This window comes from Streptomyces albus subsp. albus (genome assembly GCF_000719865.1).
In the GTDB taxonomy this organism is placed as follows: Bacteria; Actinomycetota; Actinomycetes; order Streptomycetales; family Streptomycetaceae; genus Streptomyces; species Streptomyces albus_E.
The window spans coordinates 37,981-61,321 of record NZ_JOID01000012.1; the positions used below are offsets into that span (position 1 = coordinate 37,981).

Genomic DNA, 23,341 nt, shown 5'->3' on the forward strand with positions numbered 1-23,341 from the left:
GCGGCGCGGGGAAACGCACAGGCGCGGCCGACGGCACGGCGCCGGAGTGCCGGCGCGCCGTGCCTCGTCAGGTGCGGCCGGCGCCGGAGCCGTCCGCGGGGTCCGTGCCGTCCCGCCGTCCGGCGATCAGGGCCCGGGAGCGCTCGACGTCCTCCGCGATGCCCTCCTTCAGCGCCTCGATCGTCTCGAACCGCCGCTGTCCTCGCAGCCGTGCGAGGAACTCCACCGCCACGTGCAGGCCGTACAGATCCAGCCCGACCCGGTCGATGGCATAGGCCTCGACGGTCCGCTCGGTGCCGTCGAACTGCGGATTGGTGCCGACCGAGATCGCGGCGGGCATCCTCTCCCCGCCGGCCTCCAGCCAGCCCGCGTAGACGCCGTCGGCCGGGACGGCGGTGTGCGGCAGGGTCTCCACGTTCGCGGTCGGGTAGCCGAGTTCGCGGCCGCGCTGCGCGCCCCGTACGACCACGCCCTCCACCCGGTGCGGGCGGCCGAGGATCTCGGCGGCGCCGGCCACGTCGCCCTCGGCGATCAGCCGGCGGGTGAGGGTGGAGGAGAACGGCTCGCCGCCGCCGGCCGCGCCGCTGACGTACAGATCGACGACCTCGACCTCGAAGTCGTAGTCCCCGCCGAGCACGGTGAGGAGGGCCACGTCACCGGTGGCGCGGTGGCCGAAACGGAAGTTGGGGCCCTCCACGACCGTCTTCGCGTGCAACCGGTCCACCAGGACCTTCACCACGAAGTCGGCGGGCGAGAGCTGCGAGAACTCCTTGGTGAAGGAGAGCACCAGGACGGCGTCCACACCCAGCCCGGCCATCAGTTCGGCGCGCCGGTGGTGCGGCGCCAGCAGCGGCGGATGGCTGCCCGGCCGGACGACCTCGCTGGGGTGCGGGTCGAAGGTGACGACGACCGCCGGGACGCCCAGCTCGCGGGCGCGCTCCACCGCCCGCCCGATGATCAGCTGGTGCCCCCGGTGCACGCCGTCGTAGGAGCCGATGGTGACGACGCTGCGCCCCCAGTCCTCGGGGATCTCCTCCAGACCACGCCAGCGCTGCACTGTGACCGCTCCTCGCCCGAATGTGTCGACCCGTTGGGTGAACCGTTGTGAACCGCTTCCGCGGTACCTGTCGGTATCGCGGGTCCAAGACTGCCATGCCGGGTGTCCGTGCCCGTCATCGGCACCAGGGCCGGGGCGGTCCCGGGTGCCCGGACCACCGCCCGGCGAACGCGCTCCCTCGCACGCCCCCGGTTCACTCCCCGTGCTTCCCCGCGCGGGTGAGCGGGCCGGGCGCCGTGGACAGGGATCAGCGGGAGGGGGGCCGTGGATCGGGCGGACGGGCGGCCGTCGCGCCGCCCGCTCCACGGCGGGCCGGCCTCGGGCCGCCGTCCGTGCGGACGGGGCCTGCGCCGTGCCGCCGAGATGTGCTGCCGGGCCGGCCGCGGGTCCGCGAGCGGCCCGGTCCCACTCCGTACGGTCCCGCCCCGGCCGCCGCCATCGGCTCCGCCGTCGCGACCGTCCGGGCGGCCCTTCCACGAGCGCCCCGGCCGGTACGCCGTCACCGCGCCCGCGCCGTCATCGCGTCAGGCGAAGACGGCCAGGCTCTTCGCCTTGCCCCGCGCGCCCTCCACCAGGGCCAGGAAGCCCCCGCCGGGGCCGAAGACCGCCGTGGGCCGTCCCTCGGCGAGGCCGGGTGCGTCCAGGCGGACGCCGTTCGACAGCAGCCGGGCCTGCTTCTCGTCCACGTCCCAGCGCGGGAAGGCCGCCGCGGCGGCCTCGGCGAGCGGCATCACCGGCAGGCCGTTGACCGCCTCCCCGGCCGCGTCCACCGCCGCCTGGAGCTCCTCCAGGGTGTGCGCGGCGTCCAGTCCGTACGGACCGACGCGGGTGCGCCGCAGCGCCGTGAGATGGCCGCCGGTGCCCAGCGCCGCGCCGAGGTCGCGGGCGAGGGCCCGCACATAGGTGCCGGACGAGCAGACCACGGTGACGTCCGCGTCCAGCACGGCCGTGCCGTCCGCGGCGACGGCCTCGCGGAGGGTGCGGACGGTGAAGACCGGCACGCTGACGGGGCGGGCCGCCAGTTCGAACTCCTCACCCTCCCGCGCCCGCTTGTAGGACCGCTTGCCGTCCACCTTGATCGCGCTGACCTTCGACGGCACCTGCAGGATGTCGCCGGTCAGGCGGGCCACGGCCGACTCGACGGCCGCCCGGCCCTCCCCCGCCGCCTCCGTGGCACCGGGCGGCAGGCCGGCGGTCCCCGCGGAGGCGGTGATCTCCCCCTCCGCGTCGTCCGTCACGGTCGTCTGCCCGAGCCGGATGGTCGCCGTGTACTCCTTGTCGGTCAGCGCCAGATGGCCGAGCAGCCGGGTGGCCCTGCCGACGCCGATGAGGAGCACGCCGGTCGCCATCGGGTCGAGGGTCCCGGCGTGCCCGACCCGCCGGGTGCGGGCCATGCCGCGCAGCCGGGCCACGACGTCGTGCGAGGTGTGCCCGGCCGGCTTGTCCACGACGACCAGGCCGTCGGCTGCCGCGATACGGGGGGCGCGCCGCCCGGCACGCCCCCCGGTGTCCTTGTCCGTCATGCCCGCGAAGCGCCCTCGCCGCCGTTCTCCGGCCCGGCCGCGCCGCCGGGTCCGTCCTCCTCGCCGAGGTCGTCCTCGAACTCCTCGCCCGGCTTGCGGTACGGGTCGGGCCCGCCCGCGTAATCGGCGCCGGTGGCGGTCTCCCGCACCTGCTCGTCCTGGGCGCGGGCCCGGGCGAGCAGGTCGTCGATGGTGCGGGCGTTGTCCGGCAGGGCGTCCGGCACGAAGGTCAGGCTCGGCGTGTACCGCACACCGGTCTGCCGGCCCACCTCGGAGCGGAGCACGCCCTTGGCGCTCTCCAGCGCCGCCGCGGAGGCCGCGCGCTCCTCGTCGTCGCCGTAGACCGTGTAGAAGACCGTGGCCTCCCGCAGGTCGCCGGTGACCCGGGCGTCCGTGATCGTGACGAACCCCAGTCGCGGATCCTTGATACGGCGGTCCAGGGTCTCCGCGACCACGACCTGGATGCGATCGGCCAGCTTGCGGGCCCGCGCGTTGTCGGCCATCGGTCCGTCTCCTTCTTGTCTTCCGGCATCTTGCTTCGGCGGCTGCGTCGCCGCCCCCGTCGGCTCGTCACGACGCGCTCAGTCGTCGTCCTCGCCGTGGAACCGCCGCCGCACCGACAGCAGCTCCACCTCCGGCCGGGCGGCGACGAGGCGCTCGCACCGGTCCAGTACGTCCGTGAGGTGCCCCGTGTCCCCGGAGACGGCCGCCAAACCGATCCTGGCCCGGCGGTGCAGATCCTGGTCGCCGGTCTCGGCGACGCTGACGGCGTACTTGCGCTGCAGCTCGGCGACGATCGGGCGGACGACGGAGCGTTTCTCCTTGAGCGACCGCACATCGCCCAGGAGCAGATCGAAGGACAGCGTCCCTACATACATGGAATACAGGTCATGCCACCTGCGGGGCCTCGGGTGTGGTCACCGCCCCGGCCGCCGGAGGGCGGCGGGGACAGAAGAACCGTACACGCAACGGCCGGGGCCGATCGACGGAGATTTCGCCCCGCCGACCGGCCCCGGTCCCGCCGTGGGGATCAGCCGCGCGGCTTCTCCCGCATCTCGTACGTCGCGATGACGTCGTCGACCTTGATGTCGTTGTAGCTGCCGAGGTTGATACCGCCCTCGAAGCCCTCACGGATCTCGGTGACATCGTCCTTGAAGCGCCGGAGGCCCGCGATGTTGAGGTTCTCCGCGATGACCTTGCCGTCCCGGATGAGACGCGCCTTGGTGTTGCGGCGCACCTCGCCGGAGCGGACCAGGACACCCGCGATGTTGCCGAGCTTGGAGGAGCGGAAGACCTCGCGGATCTCCGCCGTACCGAGCTCGACCTCTTCGTACTCGGGCTTCAGCATGCCCTTCAGGGCCGCCTCGATCTCCTCGATGACCTGGTAGATCACCGAGTAGTAGCGGACGTCCACGCCCTCGCGCTCGGCCATCTGCGTGGCACGCCCCTCGGCGCGCACGTTGAAGCCGATGACGATGGCGTCGGAGCCGGTCGCCAGGTCGATGTCGGTCTCGGTGACCGCACCCACACCGCGGTGCAGGATGCGCAGGTCGACCTCTTCGCCGACGTCGAGCTGGAGCAGCGAGGACTCGAGAGCCTCCACCGAACCGGACGCGTCGCCCTTGATGATGAGGTTGAGCTGCTGCACCTCGCCGGCCTTGAGCACCTTGTCGAGGTCCTCCAGGGACACCCGGCGGGTGCGCTTGGCGAAGGCCGCGTTGCGCTCGCGCGCCGCGCGCTTCTCGGCGATCTGGCGTGCCGTGCGGTCCTCGTCGACGACGAGGAAGTTGTCGCCGGCGCCCGGGACGTTGGTGAGACCCAGGACCAGGACGGGGGTCGCCGGACCCGCTTCCTCGATCGTCTTGCCCGTGTCGTCGTGCATCGCCCGGACACGGCCGTACGCGTCGCCGACCACCATCGTGTCGCCGACCCGCAGGGTGCCGCGCTGGACGAGCACGGTGGCCACGGCGCCGCGGCCGCGGTCGAGGTGGGCCTCGATCGCGATGCCCTGCGCCGACTGCTCCGCGTTGGCCCGCAGGTCGAGCGCGGCGTCCGCGGTGAGGACGACGGCCTCCAGCAGGTCGTCGATGTGCAGACCCTGCTTGGCGGAGATGTCGACGAACATGGTGTCGCCGCCGTACTCCTCGGCCACCAGGCCGTACTCGGTCAGCTGACCGCGCACCTTCGCCGGGTCCGCGCCCTCGACGTCGATCTTGTTGACCGCGACCACGATCGGCACCTCGGCGGCCTTGGCGTGGTTCAGCGCCTCGACCGTCTGCGGCATCACGCCGTCGTTCGCCGCGACCACGAGGATCGCGATGTCGGTGGACTTGGCACCGCGGGCACGCATGGCGGTGAACGCCTCGTGACCCGGGGTGTCGATGAAGGTGATCTTGCGCTCTTCACCGTTGACCTCCGTGGAGGCCTGGTACGCACCGATGTGCTGGGTGATGCCGCCGGCCTCGCCCGCGATGACGTTCGTCTTGCGGATCGCGTCGAGCAGGCGGGTCTTGCCGTGGTCGACGTGACCCATGACGGTGACCACCGGCGGACGCGCGACGAGCATCTCCTCGCCGCCCTCGTTCTCGCCGAACTCGATGTCGAAGGACTCGAGAAGCTCGCGGTCCTCCTCCTCCGGGCTGACGATCTCGACGGTGTAGTTCATCTCGTCACCGAGCAGCTGCAGCGTCTCGTCGGAGACGGACTGCGTGGCGGTGACCATCTCGCCGAGGTTGAGCATCACGGCGACGAGCGACGCCGGGTTGGCGTTGATCTTCTCCGCGAAGTCGGTGAGGGAGGCACCACGCGACAGGCGGACGGTCTGTCCGTTGCCGCGCGGCAGCATCACGCCGCCGACCGACGGGGCCTGCATGGCCTCGTACTCCTGGCGCCTCTGCCGCTTCGACTTGCGGCCGCGCCGCGCCGGGCCGCCGGGACGGCCGAAGGCGCCCTGCGTTCCGCCGCGGCCGCCGGGACCACCCGGACGGCCACCGAAGCCGGGACGGCCGCCGAAGCCGCCGCCACCACCGGGGCCGCCGGGACGGCCGGCGAAACCGCCGCCGCCACCGGGACGACCGCCGCCGCCACCGCCGGGACGGCCGGCGAAGCCGCCGCCACCGGGACGACCGGCACCGCCGGGACGACCGGCACCGCCGGGGCCGCCGGGACCGCGTCCGCCCGGACCCGGGCGGGGGCCCGCGGCCGGACGCTGCGGCATCATGCCGGGGTTCGGGCGCGCGCCGCCCGGACGGGGACCACCCGCACCGGCCTGGCCGCCCTGCGGACGGGGCATCCCGCCCGGCGAGGGACGGGCACCGCCCGGAGCCTGCGGACGGGGACCACCCGGGCCCGCGCCCTGCGGACGCGGAGCGCCGCCGGGAGCCTGACCGCCGGGACGCGGGGCGCCGCCGGGACGGGGGGCCGGACGGGCCATGCCCGTGCTGCCGCCGGAGGTGAAGGGGTTGTTGCCCGGACGCGGGCCGCTGCGGCCGCCGGGACGGCCGGCCTGGCCGCCGCCGGGACGGGCACCGGGACGCGGCGCCTGGTCACGGCCGCCCTGGCCCTGGTCGCGGCCCTGGCCGGGAGCGGCCGGACGGGCCGGACGCGGGCCGGGGGCGGACGCGGGCTTGGGCGCGGGCGCCGACGGGGGCGCGGTGAACTCCGGAGCCGCGGGGGCCGCCGGAGCGGGCTTGGGCGCCGGGGCCTTGGGACCCGGGGTGGGACGCGGGCCCGGGGCGGGCGCCGCGGACGGCTTCGGGCCCGGGGCGGCCGGGGGCCGCGGACCCGGGGCGGGAGCCGCCTTGGGGCCCGGCTGCGGGGCAGCCGGACGGGCCGCCGCGCGCGGGGTGGGCGCGGACGGCTTGGAGGGCGCCGCCTTGCGGGGCGCCGCAGGCTTGCCGGCGGCACGGCCGGAGCCGTTGCCCTGCTGGAAAGCGTCGGTCAGTTTGCGTACAACGGGCGCCTCGATCGTGGAGGACGCCGAACGGACGAATTCGCCAAGTTCTTGGAGCTTGGCCATGACGACCTTGCTCTCGACTCCGAACTCCTTGGCGAGTTCGTATACCCGGACCTTTGCCACTTCGCTCCTTCTGGTCCGGGTTCCGCCGGACCGTCGCTACTTCATGGGCGTACTCATCGCGTACTCATCGAGTGCTCATCGCAATCTCGACCTACTTCCGACTCGCGAGGTACCTGACCGCACGGTTTCCCGTGCCGTTCTCTTACGGTTGTGCCTGATCTCTTGCGGTTCTCTTACGGTCGCGCCGGTTCGGCCCGCCGCTCGAGGAACGCCCGCACCGCGTCGGTGCCGAGCGGTCCCGGGCCCCGGAAGGCCCGGGGGAAGGCCCGGCGGCGGACCGCCAGGCCGAGACAGGCCTGGGTGGGGTGCAGATAAGCACCCCGACCGGGCAGCGTACCGCGTGGATCGGGGACGCACTCGCCCTCGATCACCGCGATACGCAGCAGATCGTCCTTGGCCGCACGCTCACGGCAGCCCACGCAGGTGCGCTCGGGGCACGCCGGGGCATGCGTCCGGCCAGACGTCCTCAAGTCTACCTCCCCGCGCCGGCCCACCCCGGTGCGGGGTGAGGACCGCGCAGTAGTCCGCTGTTCCCGGGCCGTGACGGTGATCACACACCCGGCCGGCCGCCGCTCCCCCGCTGCCGCGTCCCGGCCGGGGCCCGTACCGCTCCTCCGGCCGGCCCGTTCCGCCTCCGGGCCGCTCAGTCCTCCCGGCCGTCCTGCTGCTCGGTGTCCGGGCGGATGTCGATCCGCCAGCCGGTGAGCCGGGCGGCGAGGCGGGCGTTCTGGCCCTCCTTGCCGATGGCCAGGGACAGCTGGTAGTCGGGGACGGTGACGCGGGCCGACCGCGCCGCCATGTCCACGACCTCGACCTTGTTCACCCGGGCCGGCGACAGCGCGTGCGCCACCAGCTCGGCCGGGTCGTCCGACCAGTCGACGATGTCGATCTTCTCGCCCTGCAGCTCGGCCATCACCGCGCGGACCCGGCCGCCCATCGGGCCGATGCAGGCGCCCTTGGCGTTGAGCCCGGAACGGGTGGAGCGGACGGCGATCTTGGTGCGGTGGCCGGCCTCGCGGGCGATGGCGGCGATCTCCACCGAGCCGTCCGCGATCTCCGGCACCTCCATGGCGAAGAGCTTCTTCACCAGGTTGGGGTGCGTCCGCGAGAGCGTCACGGACGGGCCGCGCACGCCCTTGGCCACCCGGACGACATAGCTGCGGAGGCGGGCGCCGTGGGAGTAGTCCTCCCCCGGGACCTGCTCCTGCACCGGCAGGATGGCCTCCAGCTTGCCGATGTCGACCAGGACATTCTTCGGGTCCTTGCCCTGCTGCACGACGCCCGCGACGACATCGCCCTCACGGCCCGCGTACTCGCCGAAGGTGATCTCCTCCTCGGCGTCCCGCAACCGCTGCAGGATGACCTGCTTGGCGGTGGTCGCCGCGATCCGGCCGAAGCCCGAGGGGGTGTCGTCGAACTCCCGCGGCTCGGCGCCCTCTTCGACGTCGTCCGGGTCCTCCGTCGCCCAGACCGTCACATGCCCGGTCTCGCGGTCGAGTTCGACGCGGGCGCGGCGGCGGCTTCCCTCGGTGCGGTGGTAGGCGATGAGGAGAGCCGACTCGATCGCCTCGACCAGCAGGTCGAAGGAGATCTCCTTCTCCCGCACCAGACCCCGCAGGGCACTCATGTCGATGTCCACGGCTACGCCTCCTCTTGGTTCTCGTCCGCACCGGCCGCGGTGACGCGCCCGTCGGCCTTGCGATTGAACTCGATCTCCACGCGCGCCCTGTCGATCTCACCGAAGGCGAGCCGCCGGGTGGTGGGCTTGCGGCCCTTGACCCCGGGGACCTCCAGATCGAGTCCGTCCTCGTCCACGGAGAGGATCCGGGCGGTGAGTTCGCCGCCGCCGGTGAGCTTCGCCCTGATCAGCCGGCCCGTGGCCCGGCGGTAGTGGCGCAGCTCGGTCAGCGGGCGGTCGGCTCCGGGAGAGGTGACCTCGAGGCGGTAGGCCGCCTGCCCCATGGCGTCGGTCTCGTCGAGCTTCTCGGAGACCGCGCGGCTCAGTTCCGCGCAGGTGTCCAGCAGCACACCGGAGTCGGAGTCCACGACGATCCGGAGGACCCGCATCCGGCCGACGGGGGTCACCTCGATCTCTTCCAGATCCAGGTCTCGCGCGGCGACCAGCGGTTCGAGCAGTCCGCGCAGCCGCTCGCTCTGGGTGGTGCTCATCCGGGTGACTCCTCGGCCGCGTGTGCTGTTGTCTGGAGATCGCGTGTCAGACCAAAGGGTATCCGGTCGCGGAGGGTGTCGCGTCCGCCTCCCGGAGGGCCGTGGGCAGCCGCGCCCGACCGGTCGGCGATTCGGATGCCGAACGCGGGTACGCTCAAGGCGGCCGATCAAGGACGTGTGCGCCCGCCCGTTCCGCCCGGCCCTCCCCAGCTCGACCGCGGCTTCCCGCGCGACCCCAGGATGTGACCGTGCCGCCCACCACGCCGTCGCGAGCCCTGTCCGGGCCCCGCAGAAGGAGTCTGTTCGCCGGGGTGCTCGCGGCGGGGCCCGGCGCCCTCGCACTGGCCGCCTGCTCGGGGGACGGCGCGGCCCGGGAGGGCGGCAAGCCGGACGCGGAGGACCGGCGGCTGCGCGAGCGGTCCGCGCGGGACTCCCGAACGCTGCTGCTGCGGTACGAGGCCACCATCGCCACCCACCCGGACCTGGCGGAACTCCTCACTCCGCTGCGGGCGGAGACCGCGCTGCACGCCACCGCGTTCGAGGCCGGGGACCGCACCGCCTCGCCCTCGGCCACGCCCCGGTCCGGCGGCCCGGGTCCGGACGGCCCCGGCGTTCCGCCGGCCGCGCCCTCGCCGGCCCCGCCCGCGAGCGGCCCGGCGGAGGGCAGGACGCCGGACGCTTCCGGGGCACCGGCCGTACCGGAGAAGGCGCCGCAGGCCCTCAAGGCGCTGGCCGAGGCGGAGCGCCGCACCGCCGACGCCCGGACGGCGGCCCTCGCCGGCGCGGAGCCGGAGCTGGCCCGGCTGCTCGCCTCGGTCGCCGCGTCCGGGGCGGCCCACGCCTATCTGCTGTTCGAGGCCGTCCGATGACGCCGCGGCCTCGCGGGACCGGACGGCCGCCCGGCCGCACGGCGCGCGGCCCGGCCCCCGGGCTCCGGGCGGCGGACGTCCCCCTCACCCGCCCCCGGCTCCGCGCGTTCGCGGTCCCCTCCCCGGAAGGCAGCGCCGCATGACCACCGCACGGACCGCCCCCCGCGACGGCGACGCCCCGCCCGAGGGCGCCCTCGACGCCGCCCAGCACGCCCTGCGCGCGGAACACGCCGCCGTCTACGGCTACGGGGTCGTCGGCGGCCGGATCGGCGAGGACCGGCGCAAGGAGGCGCGCGAGGGGCACGACGCCCACCGCGCGCGCCGCGACACGCTGCACCGCACGGTCCGCGATCTGGGCGGTGAGCCCGAGGCGTCCGCCGCCGCCTACGCGCTGCCCTTCCCGGTCCCGGACGCGGCCGCGGCGGCGCGGCTGGCCGCCGAGCTGGAGGAGCGGGTGGCGGCCGTCTACGCCGATCTCGTCCGGGCCTCCGAGGGCGGGCTGCGCCGGGACGCGGCGGGGGCGTTGCGGGAGGCGGCGGTCCGGGCGGTGCGCTGGCGCGGCGGCAGCGTAGCCTTCCCTGGTCTCGCCGAGCGCTCGGCGCCGGCCGGGCCCACGGACGAGCCCGGGGACGGGCCGGCGAGCGCCGGCCCGAGCGAACTCTGAGCGCCGCGGCCCGTAAGGCCGGCGGCGCGGGACACGGTGAGGTGACGGCGACGGAAGGGGACGGCCCGCGCATGGCTTCCGCAGCACGGCCCGAGGAGGGCGCTCCGCTGGGACCGCCGCCGCGCCTGGCACGGGCGCTGGACGAGGCGGAAGACGACGGCGCCGGCCGGACGTGGCTGAGGGATCTGCCGGAGCTGGCCCGGGACGTCCTGCGGCGCTGGGAGCTGACCCCCGAGCGGGTGCAGGAGCCCGGCGGCCGCAGCAGCCTGCTGGTGCTGGTGCGGCGCGCGGACGGCGGCCGGGCCGCCCTGAAGCTGCTGGCCCCCGGCGCGGATGCCGCCGCGCAGCACGCGGCGCTGGAGCGCTGGGACGGCTTCGGCGCCGTCCGGCTGCTGGAGGCGGACGACGCGGCCGGCGCCCTGCTCCTGGAGCGGCTGCACGGCGAGGTGTCGCTCAGCTCGCTCCCCGAGGCCAAGGCCCTGCTGGAGGCGGCGGGCACGGTACGGCGGCTGTGGACGGAACCGGACGGCGGCCCGTACCCCTCGGTGGCGGAGCGCACCGCGCCGGCGGCGGCGCTGCTGCGCGCGGCGGCGGACGAGCCCTGGGCGGCCGACGTCCGGCCCCTGGCCGGGCAGGCACTGGCGGCCCACGCGGAGCTGACGGCCGCGGAGCCGGAACGGCTGCTGCTGCACGGCCGGTTCCGGGAGGAGAAGGTCCTGGCGGGCGAGCGCGCGCCGTGGCTGGCCGTCGGCCCCGACCCGCTGGTCGGCGAGCGGGCCTACGATCTGGCGCTGCCGGTCCGCGACCGGCTGGAGGACCTGGTGGCCTCTCCGCGCGGGGCGGCCGGCGCGCGGAGCCGGCTGGCCCGGCTGGCGGACTCCCTGGAGGTCGACCGGGACCGGCTGCGCGGCTGGACGGTCTTCCGCGCGGTTGCGGACGGCCTGCCGGCCCTGGGCCGCGGCCACCGGCGGGGCGCCCTCCTCCTGGAGTTCGCGAGCTGGTTCTGACGGCGCCGCGCCCCGGAGCGGAGGGCTCCGGGGCGTGGTGCGGTGCGGCCTGCCCGGTGTGCGCGGCCGCGTGCGAACGCGGCCGGCCACCGGCGTGCGGTCAGCCGCTGAGGCGGGCCAGGGCCTCCTCGACCGTCAGTTCCTCGCGCTCGCCCGTGCGGCGGTCCTTGAGCTCGACCACGCCCTCGCCGGCCCGGCGGCCCGCGACCAGGATCGTCGGCACACCGATCAGCTCGGCGTCGGTGAACTTGACGCCCGGGGAGACGCCCGCCCGGTCGTCGACGAGGACCCGCACCCCGGCGGAGTGCAGCTTCTCGGCGACCTCCAGGGCCAGTTCGGTCTGCTTGGCCTTGCCCGCGGCGACGACGTGGACGTCGGCCGGGGCGATCTCGGCGGGCCAGCACAGGCCCTTGTCGTCGGCGGTCTGCTCGGCGAGGGCCGCGACGGCGCGCGAGACGCCGATGCCGTACGAGCCCATGGTGACCCGGACCGGCTTGCCCTCGCGGCCGAGGACGTCGAGCTGGAAGGCGTCGGCGTACTTCCGGCCGAGCTGGAAGATGTGGCCGATCTCGATGGCGCGGTCGATCCGCAGACCGGCGCCGCACTTCGGGCAGGGGTCGCCCGGCTCGACGACGACCACGTCGAGGTACTCGTCCACCTCGAAGTCGCGGCCGCAGACGACGTTGCGGGCGTGCTTGCCCTCCTTGTTGGCGCCCGTGATCCAGCTGGTGTTCGCGGCCACGCGCGGGTCCGCGATGTAGCGGAAGGCGCTGCCGGCCATGCCCTGCGGGCCGACGTAGCCGCGGACCAGGTCGGGGCGGTCGGCGAAGTCCTCGGCCGTCACGAGCTCGACGACCGCCGGGGCCAGGTGCTCGCCGAGCTTGCCGAGGTCCACCTCGCGGTCGCCGGGGACGCCGACGGCCGTGATCTTGCCGTCCACCTTGACGAGCAGGTTCTTGAGGGTGGCGGAGGCAGGCACGCCCAGGTGCTCGGCGAGGGTCTCGATGGTGGGGGTGTCGGGGGTGTCCAGCTGCTCGACGGCCGGGTGGTCCGCGGGCTCCACCGGGGGCACCACGGTGGTGACGGCCTCGGTGTTGGCGGCGTAGTCGCAGGACGGGCAGTCGACGAAGGTGTCCTCGCCGGCGGCGGCCGGGGCGAGGAACTCCTCCGAGGCGGAGCCGCCCATGGCGCCGGAGACGGCGGAGACGATGCGGTAGTCGAGGCCGAGCCGTTCGAAGATCCGGGTGTACGCCTCGCGGTGCAGCCGGTAGGCCTCGGCCAGGCCCTCGTCGTCGGTGTCGAAGGAGTACGAGTCCTTCATCAGGAACTCGCGGCCGCGCAGCACGCCGGAGCGGGGACGCGCCTCGTCCCGGTACTTGGTCTGGATCTGGTAGAGCACCACCGGCAGGTCCTTGTAGGACGTGCACTGGTCCTTCACCGTGAGGGTGAAGATCTCCTCGTGGGTGGGGCCGAGCAGGTACTCGCCGCCCTTGCGGTCCTTCAGCCGGAAGAGCAGCTCGCCGTACTCCTCCCAGCGGCCGCTGGTCTCGTACGGCTCCTTCGGCAGCAGCGCGGGGAGCAGCACCTCCTGGGCGCCGATGGCGTCCATCTCCTCGCGGACGACCCGCGAGACGTTCTCCAGGACCTTCTTGCCCAGCGGCAGCCAGGTCCAGATTCCGGCGGACGCACGGCGGACGTACCCGGCCCGGACCAGCAGCTTGTGGCTGAGGGTCTCGGCATCGGCCGGGTCGTCGCGCAGCGTCTTGAGCATCATCCGGGACATGCGCTGGACCATGAGGTTCTCTCCTGCGTGGAAAAAGTGATTGCCCTGGAGGCTACCGAAAAGCGGAGCGCGCCGAGGAACGGCGGTCGTCGGGCGCCGTGCTGCGCCGACGATCGACAACGCGGCGAGCGTGCGTGCCAGACGCCGCGGAGCAGGCGGGATGTGCCGGACAGGACCTAGCGGCGCAGCGGCAGCGGGGCGCCCATCACCGCGTACGGGCTGGGGGCGCTGGGGAAGTAGACGGGGCGGGCGAGGTCCCGGTAGCCCAGGGAGCGGTAGAGGCCGCGGGCGGGGCTGTCGGTGTCGATGGCCGAGAGGAGGCTGCGGGGTTCGGCGGCGGCGTCGGTGAGGACGGTGATCAGGCGGCGGCCGATGCCGCGCTTCTGGTGGTCGGGGAGGACGTGCAGTTCGGTGACGACGAAGGCGTCGTCGAGCCAGACGTCCCGGCCCTCGCGGCGCAGATAGGGCTCGACGACCGTGGACCACCAGTGGCCGCGGTCGTTGGGCATGCCGTAGGCGAAGCCGAGGAGCCGGCCGTCCGGGGTGGTGGCGCCCAGCGCGCGGGCTCCGGGGGAGGTCATGTGGCGCTGGACGATATGCCGCCGTACGCCGACCTCCTCCTGGGTGAGCCCGAAGGCGAGGGCTTGTACGGCCAGCGCGTCGTCCACCCGCGCGATCAGGTCGAGCGGGCCGACCACGACGTCATCCATGGCGGGGAGACTACTCAAAAGAGCACGCTCATGAAGGCGCCGGTCTCCCGGAAGCCGACGCGCCGGTAAGCCGCGCGGGCGGCGGTGTTGAAGTCGTTGACGTAGAGGCTGGCGAGCGGGGCGATGTCGGCGAGGGCGTAGCGCAGGACGGCGGCCATGCCGGTCTCGGAGAGCCGGCGGCCGCGGAACTCCGGGGCCACCCAGACGCCCTGGATCTGGCAGGCGCGGTCGGTGGCCGCGCCGATCTCGGCCTTGAAGACCACCCGGCCGTCCTCGATCCGGGCGAACGAACGGCCGGCGGACACCAGTTCGGCGACCCGGGCCTGGTAGAGCAGTCCGCCGTCACCGGCGAGCGGGGAGACGCCGACCTCCTCCGTGAACATCGCCACGCAGGCGGGCATCACGATGTCCATCTCGTCCTTGCGGACGCGCCGGACGTACGGGTCGGGGGCGATGTCCGGGGGCGCGGTGGAGGCGACCATCAGCGGCTGGCAGGGGCGGACCTCGCGGGCGGGCCCCCAGCTCGGCTCCAGCAGCGACCAGAGCAGGGCGGTCGCCTCGGCGGGGCCGACGATCGAGGAACAGCGGCGGCCGGCGCGGCGGGCGCGCTCGGCGAAGGCGCGGACGGCCTCGGGACCGGCCTCCACGGGGACGAGGTTGGCGCCGGCGTAGCAGAGGGATTCCAGGCGGCCGTCGGCGTACCAGCCCCACATCTCGCCGCCGAGCCGCCAGGGGTCGAGGCCGGCGGCCTGGACCCGGGCGGCGACGAAGGCGTTGGTGACCGGGTCGCGGTCGAGCACCGCGAGGGTGGCGTCGAGATCACCGGGGCCGAGGACCCTGGTGGTCGTCTGGGTCAACACGTGTCGGGGCCTCACCGTCTGCTGCTGCGTCGTTCCGGGGCGACCCCTGGTGCGCCGGGGTGGTCGTCACACCCGGGGTCCGTCTCTCCCGTCCCCGGGACGGGCCCTGGGGTCTGTACCGGCCCCCAGCCGCACTGTACCTCCCCCGTTCCCGGGTCACCCGCTGTGCCCGGTGGACGGGACGGGGGCGGCCGCGGGGCGGACGGTTCCACCCGTTCCGGGTCACCGGCGGAGGAGCGGCACGGGGTCGCGGTGTCCGGTCCGGGCCGGTGCGTGCGCACCGGCCCGGACCGGGGGAGGACCTTCCCGGGTCCTGTCCTCCGTCTGGGCCGCGGCGGCGGCCGTCAAACGTCGGGCGGCCGGGGAAATGCCGGGGCGGGACGGCCGGTGCCCCCGCCGGGGGCCGGTGGGGGCACGGCGCGGTGTCCGGTGCGCGGGTGGCGCGGAGCCACGGGTGTTCCGGGGTGTCAGCCGGCGGCGGTGACGACGGGCTCGCCGGAGGCGACGCCGTCCTTCTCCATCTGCTCGGCGATCTTCATGGCCTCGTCGATCAGCGTCTCGACGATCTTCGACTCGGGCACCGTCTTGATGACCTCGCCCTTGACGAAGATCTGGCCCTTGCCGTTGCCGGAGGCCACCCCGAGGTCCGCCTCGCGGGCCTCGCCGGGGCCGTTCACCACGCAGCCCATCACGGCGACGCGCAGCGGGACCTCCATGCCCTCCAGACCGGCGGTGACCTCCTCCGCCAGCTTGTAGACGTCCACCTGGGCCCGGCCGCAGGAGGGGCAGGAGACGATCTCCAGCCCGCGCTGCCGCAGTCCGAGGGACTCCAGGATCTGGTTGCCGACCTTGATCTCCTCGACGGGCGGCGCGGAGAGCGAGACCCGGATGGTGTCGCCGATGCCCTCGCTCAGCAGGGCGCCGAAGGCGACCGCGGACTTGATGGTGCCCTGGAAGGCGGGGCCGGCCTCGGTGACGCCCAGGTGGAGGGGGTAGTCGCACTGGGCGGCGAGCTGGCGGTACGCGTTGATCATGACGACCGGGTCGTTGTGCTTGACCGAGATCTTGATGTCGCGGAAGCCGTGCTCCTCGAAGAGGGAGCACTCCCAGAGGGCCGACTCGACCAGCGCCTCCGGGGTGGCCTTGCCGTACTTGGCCAGCAGCCGCTTGTCCAGCGAGCCGGCGTTCACGCCGATGCGGATCGGGGTGCCGGCGTCGGAGGCCGCCTTGGCGATCTCCTTGACCTTGTCGTCGAACTGGCGGATGTTGCCCGGGTTCACCCGCACCGCCGCGCAGCCCGCGTCGATCGCCGCGAAGACGTACTTGGGCTGGAAGTGGATGTCGGCGATCACGGGGATGCCGGACTTCCTCGCGATGACGGGCAGCGCCTCGGCGTCGTCCTGCGAGGGGCAGGCGACGCGGACGATCTGGCAGCCGGCCGCCGTGAGCTCGGCGATCTGCTGCAGGGTGGCGCCGATGTCCGCCGTCACGGTCGTCGTCATCGACTGCACCGACACCGGCGCGTCACCGCCGACCGGCACCGAGCCGACGTGGATCTGCCGGCTCACCCGGCGGTCCGCCAGTTTGATCGGAACGGACGGCATTCCCAGCGAAATCGCAGTCATCTGCGTGCAACCCCAACGTATGGCTTCTGGCCCGGGAGACAGGCGGGCTCCGGTCCGAGATTACGGCACGCGCGGGGGTGCGGCCGCCGCGGCCTCCCGCGCGGCGCGCGGACGGGGGACGGCCGGGAGGGGGGTGCTCCCGGCCGTCCGCAGGCCCGCGCGGGCCGGCCGTCAGGAGATCCGTACGGGGTTGACCAGGTCGGCCATGAGGACCAGCAGGGTGAAGCAGATGAAGATCCCGGCGACCACATAGGCGACCGGCATCAGCTTGGCGACGTCGAAGGGGCCCGGGTCCGGGCGCCGGAAGAGCCGGGCCGTGTTCCGCCGCACCGACTCCCACAGCGCTCCCGCGATGTGGCCGCCGTCGAGCGGCAGCAGCGGCAGCATGTTGAAGAGGAACAGCGACAGGTTGAAGCCCGCGACGAGGAAGAGCATGGTCGCGACCTGCTGCTGCGGCGGGATGTCGAGGTTGAACACCTCACCGCCGACGCGGGCGGCGCCGACGACGCCCATCGGGGAGTCCGGCTCGCGCTCGGCGTCGCCGAAGGTGGCGTCCCAGAGCGCGGGGATCTTCGAGGGCAGGGCGATCAGGGCTTCCACGCCGTTGGTGATCATGTCGCCCATGCGCTCGACCGACTGGCCGAAGGTTTGCTGGACGACTCCGGTGGCAGGGCTGAAGCCGAGGAAGCCCGCGGTGACGTACTCGCCCTTGATCACGCGGCCGTCGTCGTCGTACTTGACCAGCCGGTTCTCCACCAGGTCGGCCTGGAGTGTCTTGAGCTCGCCGGCGCGCTCGACGGTGATGGTGGCGGGACCGGTGGTCTCCCGGATGCGCTCCTGGAGGACGGACCACTCCTCGATCCGCTCGCCGTCGAAGGCGACGATCCTGTCGGCCGGCTGGAGCCCGGCCGCCTTGGCGGGCGAGGCCGGGTCGCCCTTGCGGCAGGTGTCGCGGTTCTCGTTCTGCGAGATCACGCAGTCGGAGACGGTGGAGACGGTGGTGGTCTGGGTGTTGATGCCGAAGCCCATCAGCACGCCCATGAAGACCACCACGGCCAGCACGAGGTTCATGAAAGGGCCGGCGAACATCACGATCACGCGCTTCCAGGGCGCGCGCGTGTAGAAGAGCCGCTTCTCGTCGCCGGGCTGCAGCTCCTCGAAGGCGGCCTCCCGGGCGTCCTCGATCATGGTGCGGAAAGGCGAGGTGGAGCGGGTGGTGACCCTGCCGTCCTCACCGGGCGGGAACATGCCGATCATGCGGATGTAGCCGCCGAACGGAATGGCCTTGATGCCGTACTCCGTCTCCCCCTTCTTGCGGGAGAAGAGGGTCGGGCCGAAGCCGACCATGTACTGCGGCACGCGCACACCGAACAGCTTGGCGGTCGACAGGTGCCCCAGCTCGTGCCACGCGATCGAGAACAGCAGCCCGATCACGAAGACGACTATGCCGAGAACCGTCATCAGGGTCGTCATGCGCGGGCCTCCGATGCTGACGTCGCCGCCATCTCACGGGCGCGGGCGCGCGCCCACTCCTCCGCTTCCAGGACGTCGGCCAAGGTGAGGGAGGTTCCCCGCCCGGGGGTGCCGTGCTCGGCCACCACCTCGGCGACGGTCTCCACGATGCCATTGAAGGGAAGGCGGCCGTCGAGGAACGCGTCCACGCACTCCTCGTTGGCGGCGTTGAACACGGCGGGGGCCGTACCGCCGAGGCCGCCGACGTGCCGCGCCAGCCCCACGGAGGGGAAGGCGTCGTTGTCGAGCGGGAAGAACTCCCAGCTCGACGCCTTGGTCCAGTCGCAGCCGGGAGCGGCGTCGGGGACCCGCTCCGGCCAGCCCAGCCCCAGCGCGATCGGCATCCGCATGTCCGGGGGGCTGGCCTGGAGCAGCGTTGAACCGTCTGTGAATTCCACCATCGAGTGCACATACGACTGCGGGTGGACGACCACCTCAATCCGTTCGAACGGAATGTCGTAGAGAAGGTGTGCCTCGATGACTTCCAGGCCCTTGTTGACGAGGGTCGCCGAGTTGATCGTGACCACCGGGCCCATGTTCCAGGTGGGGTGGGCCAGTGCCTGCTTGGGGGTGACCTCGGCCAGCTCCGGCTTGGTCCGGCCGCGGAACGGACCGCCCGAGGCGGTGACGACCAGCTTGCGCACCTCGGAACGGCTGCCGCCCGCCAGCGCCTGGAAGAGCGCGGAGTGCTCGGAGTCCACCGGCACGATCTGGCCGGGCTTGGCCACCGCCCTGACCAGCGGGCCGCCCACGATCAGCGACTCCTTGTTCGCCAGGGCCAGCACCCGGCCGGCCTCCAGGGCCGCGAGGGTCGGGGCCAGGCCGATGGAGCCGGTGATGCCGTTGAGCACCGTGTGGCAGTCGCTCGCCGCCAGCTCCGCCGCGGCGCCCGGCCCCGCCAGGATCTCCGGCTGCCTCGCCGAGCCGTACGCGGCGGACAGCGCCTCGCGCACGGCCGGAACGGCGTCCTCCCGGGCGACGGCGACGGTGCGGACGTCCAGTTGGCGGGCCTGCTCGGCGAGGAGCCCGGCCCGGCCGCCGGCGGCCGACAGACCGGTCACCCGGAAGCGTCCGGGGTTGCGCAGCACCACGTCGATGGCCTGGGTGCCGATCGAGCCGGTGGAGCCGAGGATCACGATGTCCCGCGGGCCTCCGGTGGCGGCGGTGGCCGCCGGGAAGGTCAGATGCGGGTGGGCGAGGGAGTCCGTCATCCCCCCATTGTCACCGCACCGGCCGCGCGGGGCGGACGGCGCACCCGCCGAATCGGCGGGCGCGGGGGCGGAGGCCTGCTCGCGGTGCGCTCCCCGGTGTGCTCCCGGGCCGGCCACCGGTGTGCTGCCGGTGTGCCCCGGAGCGGCCGGGTCCGGATCCCGGCCGCAGCCGCAACACCGCTCCCCGGCCTGCGCGTTCGTGCGGCGGCAGCGGCCTCGGCAACGGAACGGATCTTTCTGGATACCGTTCGTGCAACCGTATTCCTTCCCTCCGCGGTCACAACTAGCATCGGCTCCACCACGCGCCGCCCCCCACCTGCGGCGATACCTGTTGTGACTTCTGGCTGGGGTGACATGGCACTGCGCACGCGTACGCCTGAGAGACCGGGGCGGGGGGCGGACCGCGTACGCCGTCCGGGGTCACTGCGCATGATCCTGCTCGTGCTGGCCCTCATACCCAGCGTGGCGCTGGCGGCCCTCTGGGGGGTCAGCACCACTCAACTCGCCCTGGACTGGCGGCTGCAGGACCGTCACGCCGCCCTGGCCGAGCGCGGCGTCGCGCTGACCGGGGACCTGGCCGCCGCGCTCCAGGAGGAACGGCGGCTGACGGCGGAGATCCTGGCCGACCCCGGGACCTCCCCCGCCGCCCTGCGGAAGCAGCGCGAGCGGACCGACCGGGCGGTGCGGGCCTTCCGCTCCGGAACCGGCAGCGGCACCGATGGACTGCACACCGAACTCCGCGACGCACTGGCCGGGGCCCGGGAGGAGCTCCGGGTGCTTCCGGAGGTCCGGGAGGACGTGGACGACGGGATCAGCACCCAGCCCGTGGCCTTCGGGTCCTTCACCGTGATGATCGACAGTGCTCTCGAGTTCACCGACGCCCTGGGCAACACGGACAACGGCGCGGTCAGCGTCAAGGCACAGCCGCTGACCGACCTCATGTGGGCGACGGAGACACTCGCCCGCGAGGACGCGGTGCTCACCCGCGGCTGGACCGCGGGTCACCTCGACAAGACCGAGCGCTCCGATCTCGTCGAGTGGATCGGTGCCCAGCAGTACCTCTTCGAGGACCGCATCGCCTCGCGGCTGCCCGAGGCCGAGGCCGCGTTCCACCAGGACATGACCCTCATGGACGCCTGGCATACCAAGACCGTGGTGGAGCAGACCCTGCTGCAGGTGCCCCTCACCGAGCCCGAGGACCTGCCCCGCGAGGCCGGCCGGTGGCGGGAGGCCATGGAGGAGCTGCGGCCCCGGCTCGACGAGCTGACCGGCAGGCTGGCCGCGGACTTCCACCGGGCCGGCGCCGACTCGGTGCGGAGCCTCATGACCCGCATGGTGGCGGCCAGCGCCATCGGGCTGGGCGCGGTCGTCGTCGTCATCGCGCTCAGCCTGTGGCTCACCGGCTCCCTGCGGCAGCGGATCTTCGCACTGCGCGACGAGGCGGCACGGCTGGAGACGGAGCTGCCCGCCGTCGTGGAGCGGCTGCAGCGCGGCGAGGACATCGACGTCGACGCCGAGGTGCGGGAGGTCCCGCACGGCGACGACGAGCTGGGCCGGCTCGGCCAGACCCTCAACCTCGCCCGCCGCAGCGCCGTCGAGACCGCCGTACGGGAGACCGAGCAGCACCGCGGTTTCGAACGGCTGCTCCAGCGCATCGCCCGCCGCACCCAGCTGCTCATCGGCCTCCAGCTGAAGAAGCTCGACGAGATGGAGCGCCGGCACGAGGATCCGGAGGTGCTGGAGGGGCTCTTCGACCTCGACCACCTGGCGGCCCGGCTCCGCCGCTACGAGGAGAACCTCGTCATCCTCGGCGGCGGCCAGCCGCAGCGGCGCTGGCGCAAGCCCGTCCCGGTGCTGGACGTGCTGCGGTCGGCGCTGGGCGAGGTCCAGGACTACCGCCGCATCCAGATCGAGGTGCAGGGCACCCCGTGGCTGTCCGAACGCGCGGTCGGCCCGGTGGCGCACATCGTGGCCGAGCTGATGGAGAACGCCACCGCCTTCTCCAAGCCGCCGAACCCCGTGGAGGCACGGGCCGGCCTGGTGGGCCGGGGCCTGGTGGTGGAGATCGAGGACCGCGGGCTCGGCATGGAGCCGGAGGAGTACGACCGGCTCAACGAGATGATGGCCGAGCCGCCGCGGATGGACATCATGTCCCGGGCCGACGACGCCCGGCTGGGCCTGTACGTGGTGGCACGGCTGGCCGCCGGGCTCGGGCTGACCCTGGAATTCCGCCCGTCGGTGTTCGGCGGCACCCGGGTGATCGTCATGATCCCCGCCGGACTGGTGGCCGACGAGCCGGAACCTGCGGGCGGCGGGGTCCGGGGCGCCGCGAGCCCGGCCGGCAAGTCCCTGCCGGCGGCCCGCGGGGCCGGGGAGGCCGAGGACACCGCGCGGGCGACCGCCGCGGGCGGGCCCTCCCCCGAACTGCCGCGTCGCTCCCGGGGACAGGCCGCGGCGGCCGTGACCGGCGGCACCGGCGGGCCCGACGACGGCGCCGGTACGCACGACGACGGGTCCGCCCCGCACGACGGCCGGTCCGCCCCGCACGACGGTGCCGCGAACGGCCCCGCCGCCGCCCCCGTCACCGGCGCGAGCCCGCTCCCCCGGCGGGTCCGGCAGGCCAGCCTCACCCCCGAACTCCGGAATCCGCCGCGGCGGACCGGCACCGACGAGGACGCGTCCCCCCACCCGCATCCGGCACCCGAGCGCTCCGGCGCGACGGTGGGCGCGTTCCAGCGCCAGTCCCGCATCATCCGCGGGCCGGCCTCCGAGCAGGACATCCCCCCGGCCGACGTCAGCACGCCCCAACCCGGCGGAACAGCAAGGGAAGACCGAGAATGACACAGCGCACCACGGCAACCGACCGGGACCTCGACTGGCTGCTCGACGGACTGGTGGAACAGGTGGCGGGGACCCTGCACGCCGTCATCCTGTCCGACGACGGCATGGTCGTCAGCCAGTCCGGGACCATCGAACGGACGGACGCCGAGCGGCTGGCCGCCGTGGCCACCGGCCAGCAGAGCCTCGCCCGGGGCATCGACGAGCTCTTCAGCGGCGGAGCGGTGCGCCAGATCATCGTGGAACTGGCGGACCTGTGGCTCTTCATCATCTCCGCGGGCAAGGGCACGCATCTCGCGGTGGTGGCCTCCCAGGAGGTCGACGCCGAGGTGATGTCGGTGGCGATGTACACCCTGGTCCAGCAGGTCGGCAAGAAGCTGGGCACGGAGCCCCGCACCGACTCCTCCGCCGGTGACGGAGGTAGATCTGGTTGAGCCACTGGACGGACGGGCTGGAACCGGACGACGCCGACGGGTCCCTGGTCCGGCCGTACACGATCACCCGTGGCCGCACGGTCCCGGAGCGGGACGACCTCACGCTGATCACCATGGTCGTCACCACGGACCCGGACCGGCCCGCCGCGCGCGGCCTGGAGCCCGAGCACCGCGCCATTCTGGAGCGGTGCCGGGTCCCCGCCGCGGTCGCGGAGATCGCGGCCACGCTCGATCTGCCGGTCTCCGTGACCAAGATCCTGATCGGGGATCTGATCGCGCTGGGCGGGGTGACGACACGGCCGCCGATGACGGCCGCGCAAGCCGGACTGGACAGGACTCTTCTGCGGGCGGTGAGGGATGGGCTCGAACAACTCTGACGACGGAGCCGGACCGGAGCGTGGCCGGGCGGCTCCGGCGGCCGTCAAGTTCCTCGTCGCCGGCGGCTTCGGGGTGGGCAAGACGACCCTGGTCGGGGCGGTCAGCGAGGTGGCCCCCGTCCGGACCGAGGAGTATCTGACGCAGGCCAGCGCCGGTGTCGACGTCATCGAGGGGCTGGCGGGGAAGAGCACCACCACGGTGGCGCTGGACTTCGGCCGCATCACCATCAGCGCCGACCTGGTGGTCTACCTCTTCGGCACCCCGGGCCAGGAGCGCTTCTGGTTCATGTGGAACGACCTCGTCAACGGGGCGCTCGGGGCGATCGTCCTGGTCGACACCCGGCGGCTGGAGGTGAGCTTCGCCTCGATCGACTTCTTCGAGAACCGCGGCATCCCGTTCGTGGTGGGGGTCAACTGCTTCCACGGGCACTGCGACCGGACGGAGGAGGAGGTGCGGCACGCCCTCGACCTCGACCCGGCGGTGCCGCTGCTGCTGGGCGATGTCCGGCGGCCGGAGGCGGGGCGGGATCTGCTGCTCGCCCTGGTCGATCTGCTGATGTCGCTGGCCGCGCCGGACGGCGCTCCGGCGGGCCGGGGCGCCGGCGTGAGCTGAACGGCCCGGCG

The 23,341-nt window shown here is 73.8% G+C and carries 21 protein-coding genes; 7 read left to right on the forward strand and 14 right to left on the reverse strand.

What is annotated here, in order from left to right; translation table 11 throughout:
• Positions 1-67 precede the first annotated feature (67 nt).
• The 8 genes from IF83_RS0113730 to rimP all read right to left on the reverse strand — a co-directional run bounded on the left by IF83_RS0113730 (position 68) and on the right by rimP (position 8,827).
• Complete coding sequence (locus IF83_RS0113730) at positions 68-1,057, reverse strand: bifunctional riboflavin kinase/FAD synthetase (protein WP_030544435.1); 990 nt, start codon at positions 1,055-1,057, stop codon at positions 68-70.
• Positions 1,058-1,581: 524 nt separating this feature from the next.
• The gene (gene truB / locus IF83_RS0113735; protein WP_051722760.1) at positions 1,582-2,580 is read right to left on the reverse strand and encodes a tRNA pseudouridine(55) synthase TruB; all 999 of its coding nucleotides are present in this window, start codon (positions 2,578-2,580) and stop codon (positions 1,582-1,584) included.
• Entirely contained in the window at positions 2,577-3,083 is a 507-nt protein-coding gene (gene rbfA / locus IF83_RS0113740; RefSeq protein ID WP_030544437.1) for a 30S ribosome-binding factor RbfA, read from the reverse strand. Before rbfA ends, truB begins: the two co-directional genes overlap by 4 nt.
• A 78-nt stretch (positions 3,084-3,161) precedes the next feature.
• Complete coding sequence (locus tag IF83_RS0113745; RefSeq protein WP_019709781.1) at positions 3,162-3,458, reverse strand: DUF503 domain-containing protein; 297 nt, start codon at positions 3,456-3,458, stop codon at positions 3,162-3,164.
• A gap of 152 nt (positions 3,459-3,610) precedes the next feature.
• Positions 3,611-6,658, reverse strand: coding sequence for a translation initiation factor IF-2 (gene infB / locus IF83_RS0113750; protein ID WP_030544438.1), 3,048 nt, complete (start codon positions 6,656-6,658; stop codon positions 3,611-3,613).
• Positions 6,659-6,831: 173 nt separating this feature from the next.
• A complete protein-coding gene (locus IF83_RS0113755; protein ID WP_078843462.1) occupies positions 6,832-7,128 on the reverse strand; it encodes a YlxR family protein in 297 nt (98 codons plus the stop codon).
• A gap of 173 nt (positions 7,129-7,301) precedes the next feature.
• Positions 7,302-8,297 (reverse strand): transcription termination factor NusA, encoded by a 996-nt coding sequence (nusA, locus tag IF83_RS0113760; RefSeq protein WP_030544440.1) that lies wholly within the window; start codon positions 8,295-8,297, stop codon positions 7,302-7,304.
• 2 nt (positions 8,298-8,299) lie between these two features.
• Positions 8,300-8,827, reverse strand: coding sequence for a ribosome maturation factor RimP (gene rimP / locus IF83_RS0113765; protein WP_030544441.1), 528 nt, complete (start codon positions 8,825-8,827; stop codon positions 8,300-8,302).
• Positions 8,828-9,075: 248 nt separating this feature from the next.
• On the opposite strand from rimP, the gene IF83_RS0113770 reads away from it, so the two are divergent.
• The 3 genes from IF83_RS0113770 (at position 9,076) to IF83_RS0113780 (ending at position 11,367) form a co-directional block, all read left to right on the forward strand.
• Positions 9,076-9,696, forward strand: a complete 621-nt coding sequence (locus IF83_RS0113770; protein ID WP_078843472.1) for a hypothetical protein — start codon at positions 9,076-9,078, stop codon at positions 9,694-9,696.
• 139 nt (positions 9,697-9,835) lie between these two features.
• A complete protein-coding gene (locus IF83_RS0113775) occupies positions 9,836-10,360 on the forward strand; it encodes a ferritin-like domain-containing protein (RefSeq protein WP_030544443.1) in 525 nt (174 codons plus the stop codon).
• Between the two features lie 71 nt (positions 10,361-10,431).
• Positions 10,432-11,367: an aminoglycoside phosphotransferase family protein gene (locus IF83_RS0113780; protein WP_051722761.1), complete on the forward strand. Its 936-nt coding sequence runs from the start codon at positions 10,432-10,434 to the stop codon at positions 11,365-11,367.
• Positions 11,368-11,467: 100 nt separating this feature from the next.
• Here IF83_RS0113780 and IF83_RS0113785 read toward each other — a convergent pair whose 3' ends face one another.
• The 6 genes from IF83_RS0113785 to dxr all read right to left on the reverse strand — a co-directional run bounded on the left by IF83_RS0113785 (position 11,468) and on the right by dxr (position 19,068).
• On the reverse strand, positions 11,468-13,162 hold the full coding sequence (locus IF83_RS0113785) for a proline--tRNA ligase (protein ID WP_030544445.1): 1,695 nt from the start codon (positions 13,160-13,162) through the stop codon (positions 11,468-11,470).
• A 164-nt stretch (positions 13,163-13,326) separates the two neighbouring features.
• Positions 13,327-13,860: a GNAT family N-acetyltransferase gene (locus IF83_RS0113790; protein ID WP_030544446.1), complete on the reverse strand. Its 534-nt coding sequence runs from the start codon at positions 13,858-13,860 to the stop codon at positions 13,327-13,329.
• 14 nt (positions 13,861-13,874) lie between these two features.
• On the reverse strand, positions 13,875-14,720 hold the full coding sequence (locus IF83_RS0113795) for a GNAT family N-acetyltransferase (protein WP_030544447.1): 846 nt from the start codon (positions 14,718-14,720) through the stop codon (positions 13,875-13,877).
• A 467-nt stretch (positions 14,721-15,187) separates the two neighbouring features.
• Positions 15,188-16,345, reverse strand: a complete 1,158-nt coding sequence (gene ispG, locus IF83_RS0113800) for a flavodoxin-dependent (E)-4-hydroxy-3-methylbut-2-enyl-diphosphate synthase (RefSeq protein WP_030544448.1) — start codon at positions 16,343-16,345, stop codon at positions 15,188-15,190.
• Positions 16,346-16,516: 171 nt separating this feature from the next.
• Entirely contained in the window at positions 16,517-17,818 is a 1,302-nt protein-coding gene (locus IF83_RS0113805) for a M50 family metallopeptidase (protein ID WP_030544449.1), read from the reverse strand.
• Positions 17,815-19,068 (reverse strand): 1-deoxy-D-xylulose-5-phosphate reductoisomerase, encoded by a 1,254-nt coding sequence (gene dxr / locus IF83_RS0113810; protein ID WP_030544450.1) that lies wholly within the window; start codon positions 19,066-19,068, stop codon positions 17,815-17,817. The genes IF83_RS0113805 and dxr overlap by 4 nt, the downstream gene beginning before the upstream one ends.
• A 429-nt stretch (positions 19,069-19,497) precedes the next feature.
• On the opposite strand from dxr, the gene IF83_RS0113815 reads away from it, so the two are divergent.
• From IF83_RS0113815 to IF83_RS0113830, 4 genes are read left to right on the forward strand one after another with little or no spacing between them, the layout of a single operon-like run.
• Positions 19,498-21,909 carry a sensor histidine kinase gene (locus IF83_RS0113815; protein WP_051722762.1) on the forward strand — a complete coding sequence of 804 codons (2,412 nt, stop codon included), beginning with the start codon at positions 19,498-19,500 and terminating at the stop codon, positions 21,907-21,909.
• Complete coding sequence (locus IF83_RS0113820) at positions 21,906-22,340, forward strand: roadblock/LC7 domain-containing protein (protein ID WP_030544452.1); 435 nt, start codon at positions 21,906-21,908, stop codon at positions 22,338-22,340. The genes IF83_RS0113815 and IF83_RS0113820 overlap by 4 nt, the downstream gene beginning before the upstream one ends.
• The gene (locus tag IF83_RS0113825; RefSeq protein ID WP_030544453.1) at positions 22,337-22,717 is read left to right on the forward strand and encodes a DUF742 domain-containing protein; all 381 of its coding nucleotides are present in this window, start codon (positions 22,337-22,339) and stop codon (positions 22,715-22,717) included. Before IF83_RS0113820 ends, IF83_RS0113825 begins: the two co-directional genes overlap by 4 nt.
• Complete coding sequence (locus IF83_RS0113830) at positions 22,698-23,330, forward strand: GTP-binding protein (protein ID WP_051722763.1); 633 nt, start codon at positions 22,698-22,700, stop codon at positions 23,328-23,330. The genes IF83_RS0113825 and IF83_RS0113830 overlap by 20 nt, the downstream gene beginning before the upstream one ends.
• Positions 23,331-23,341: the final 11 nt, after the last annotated feature.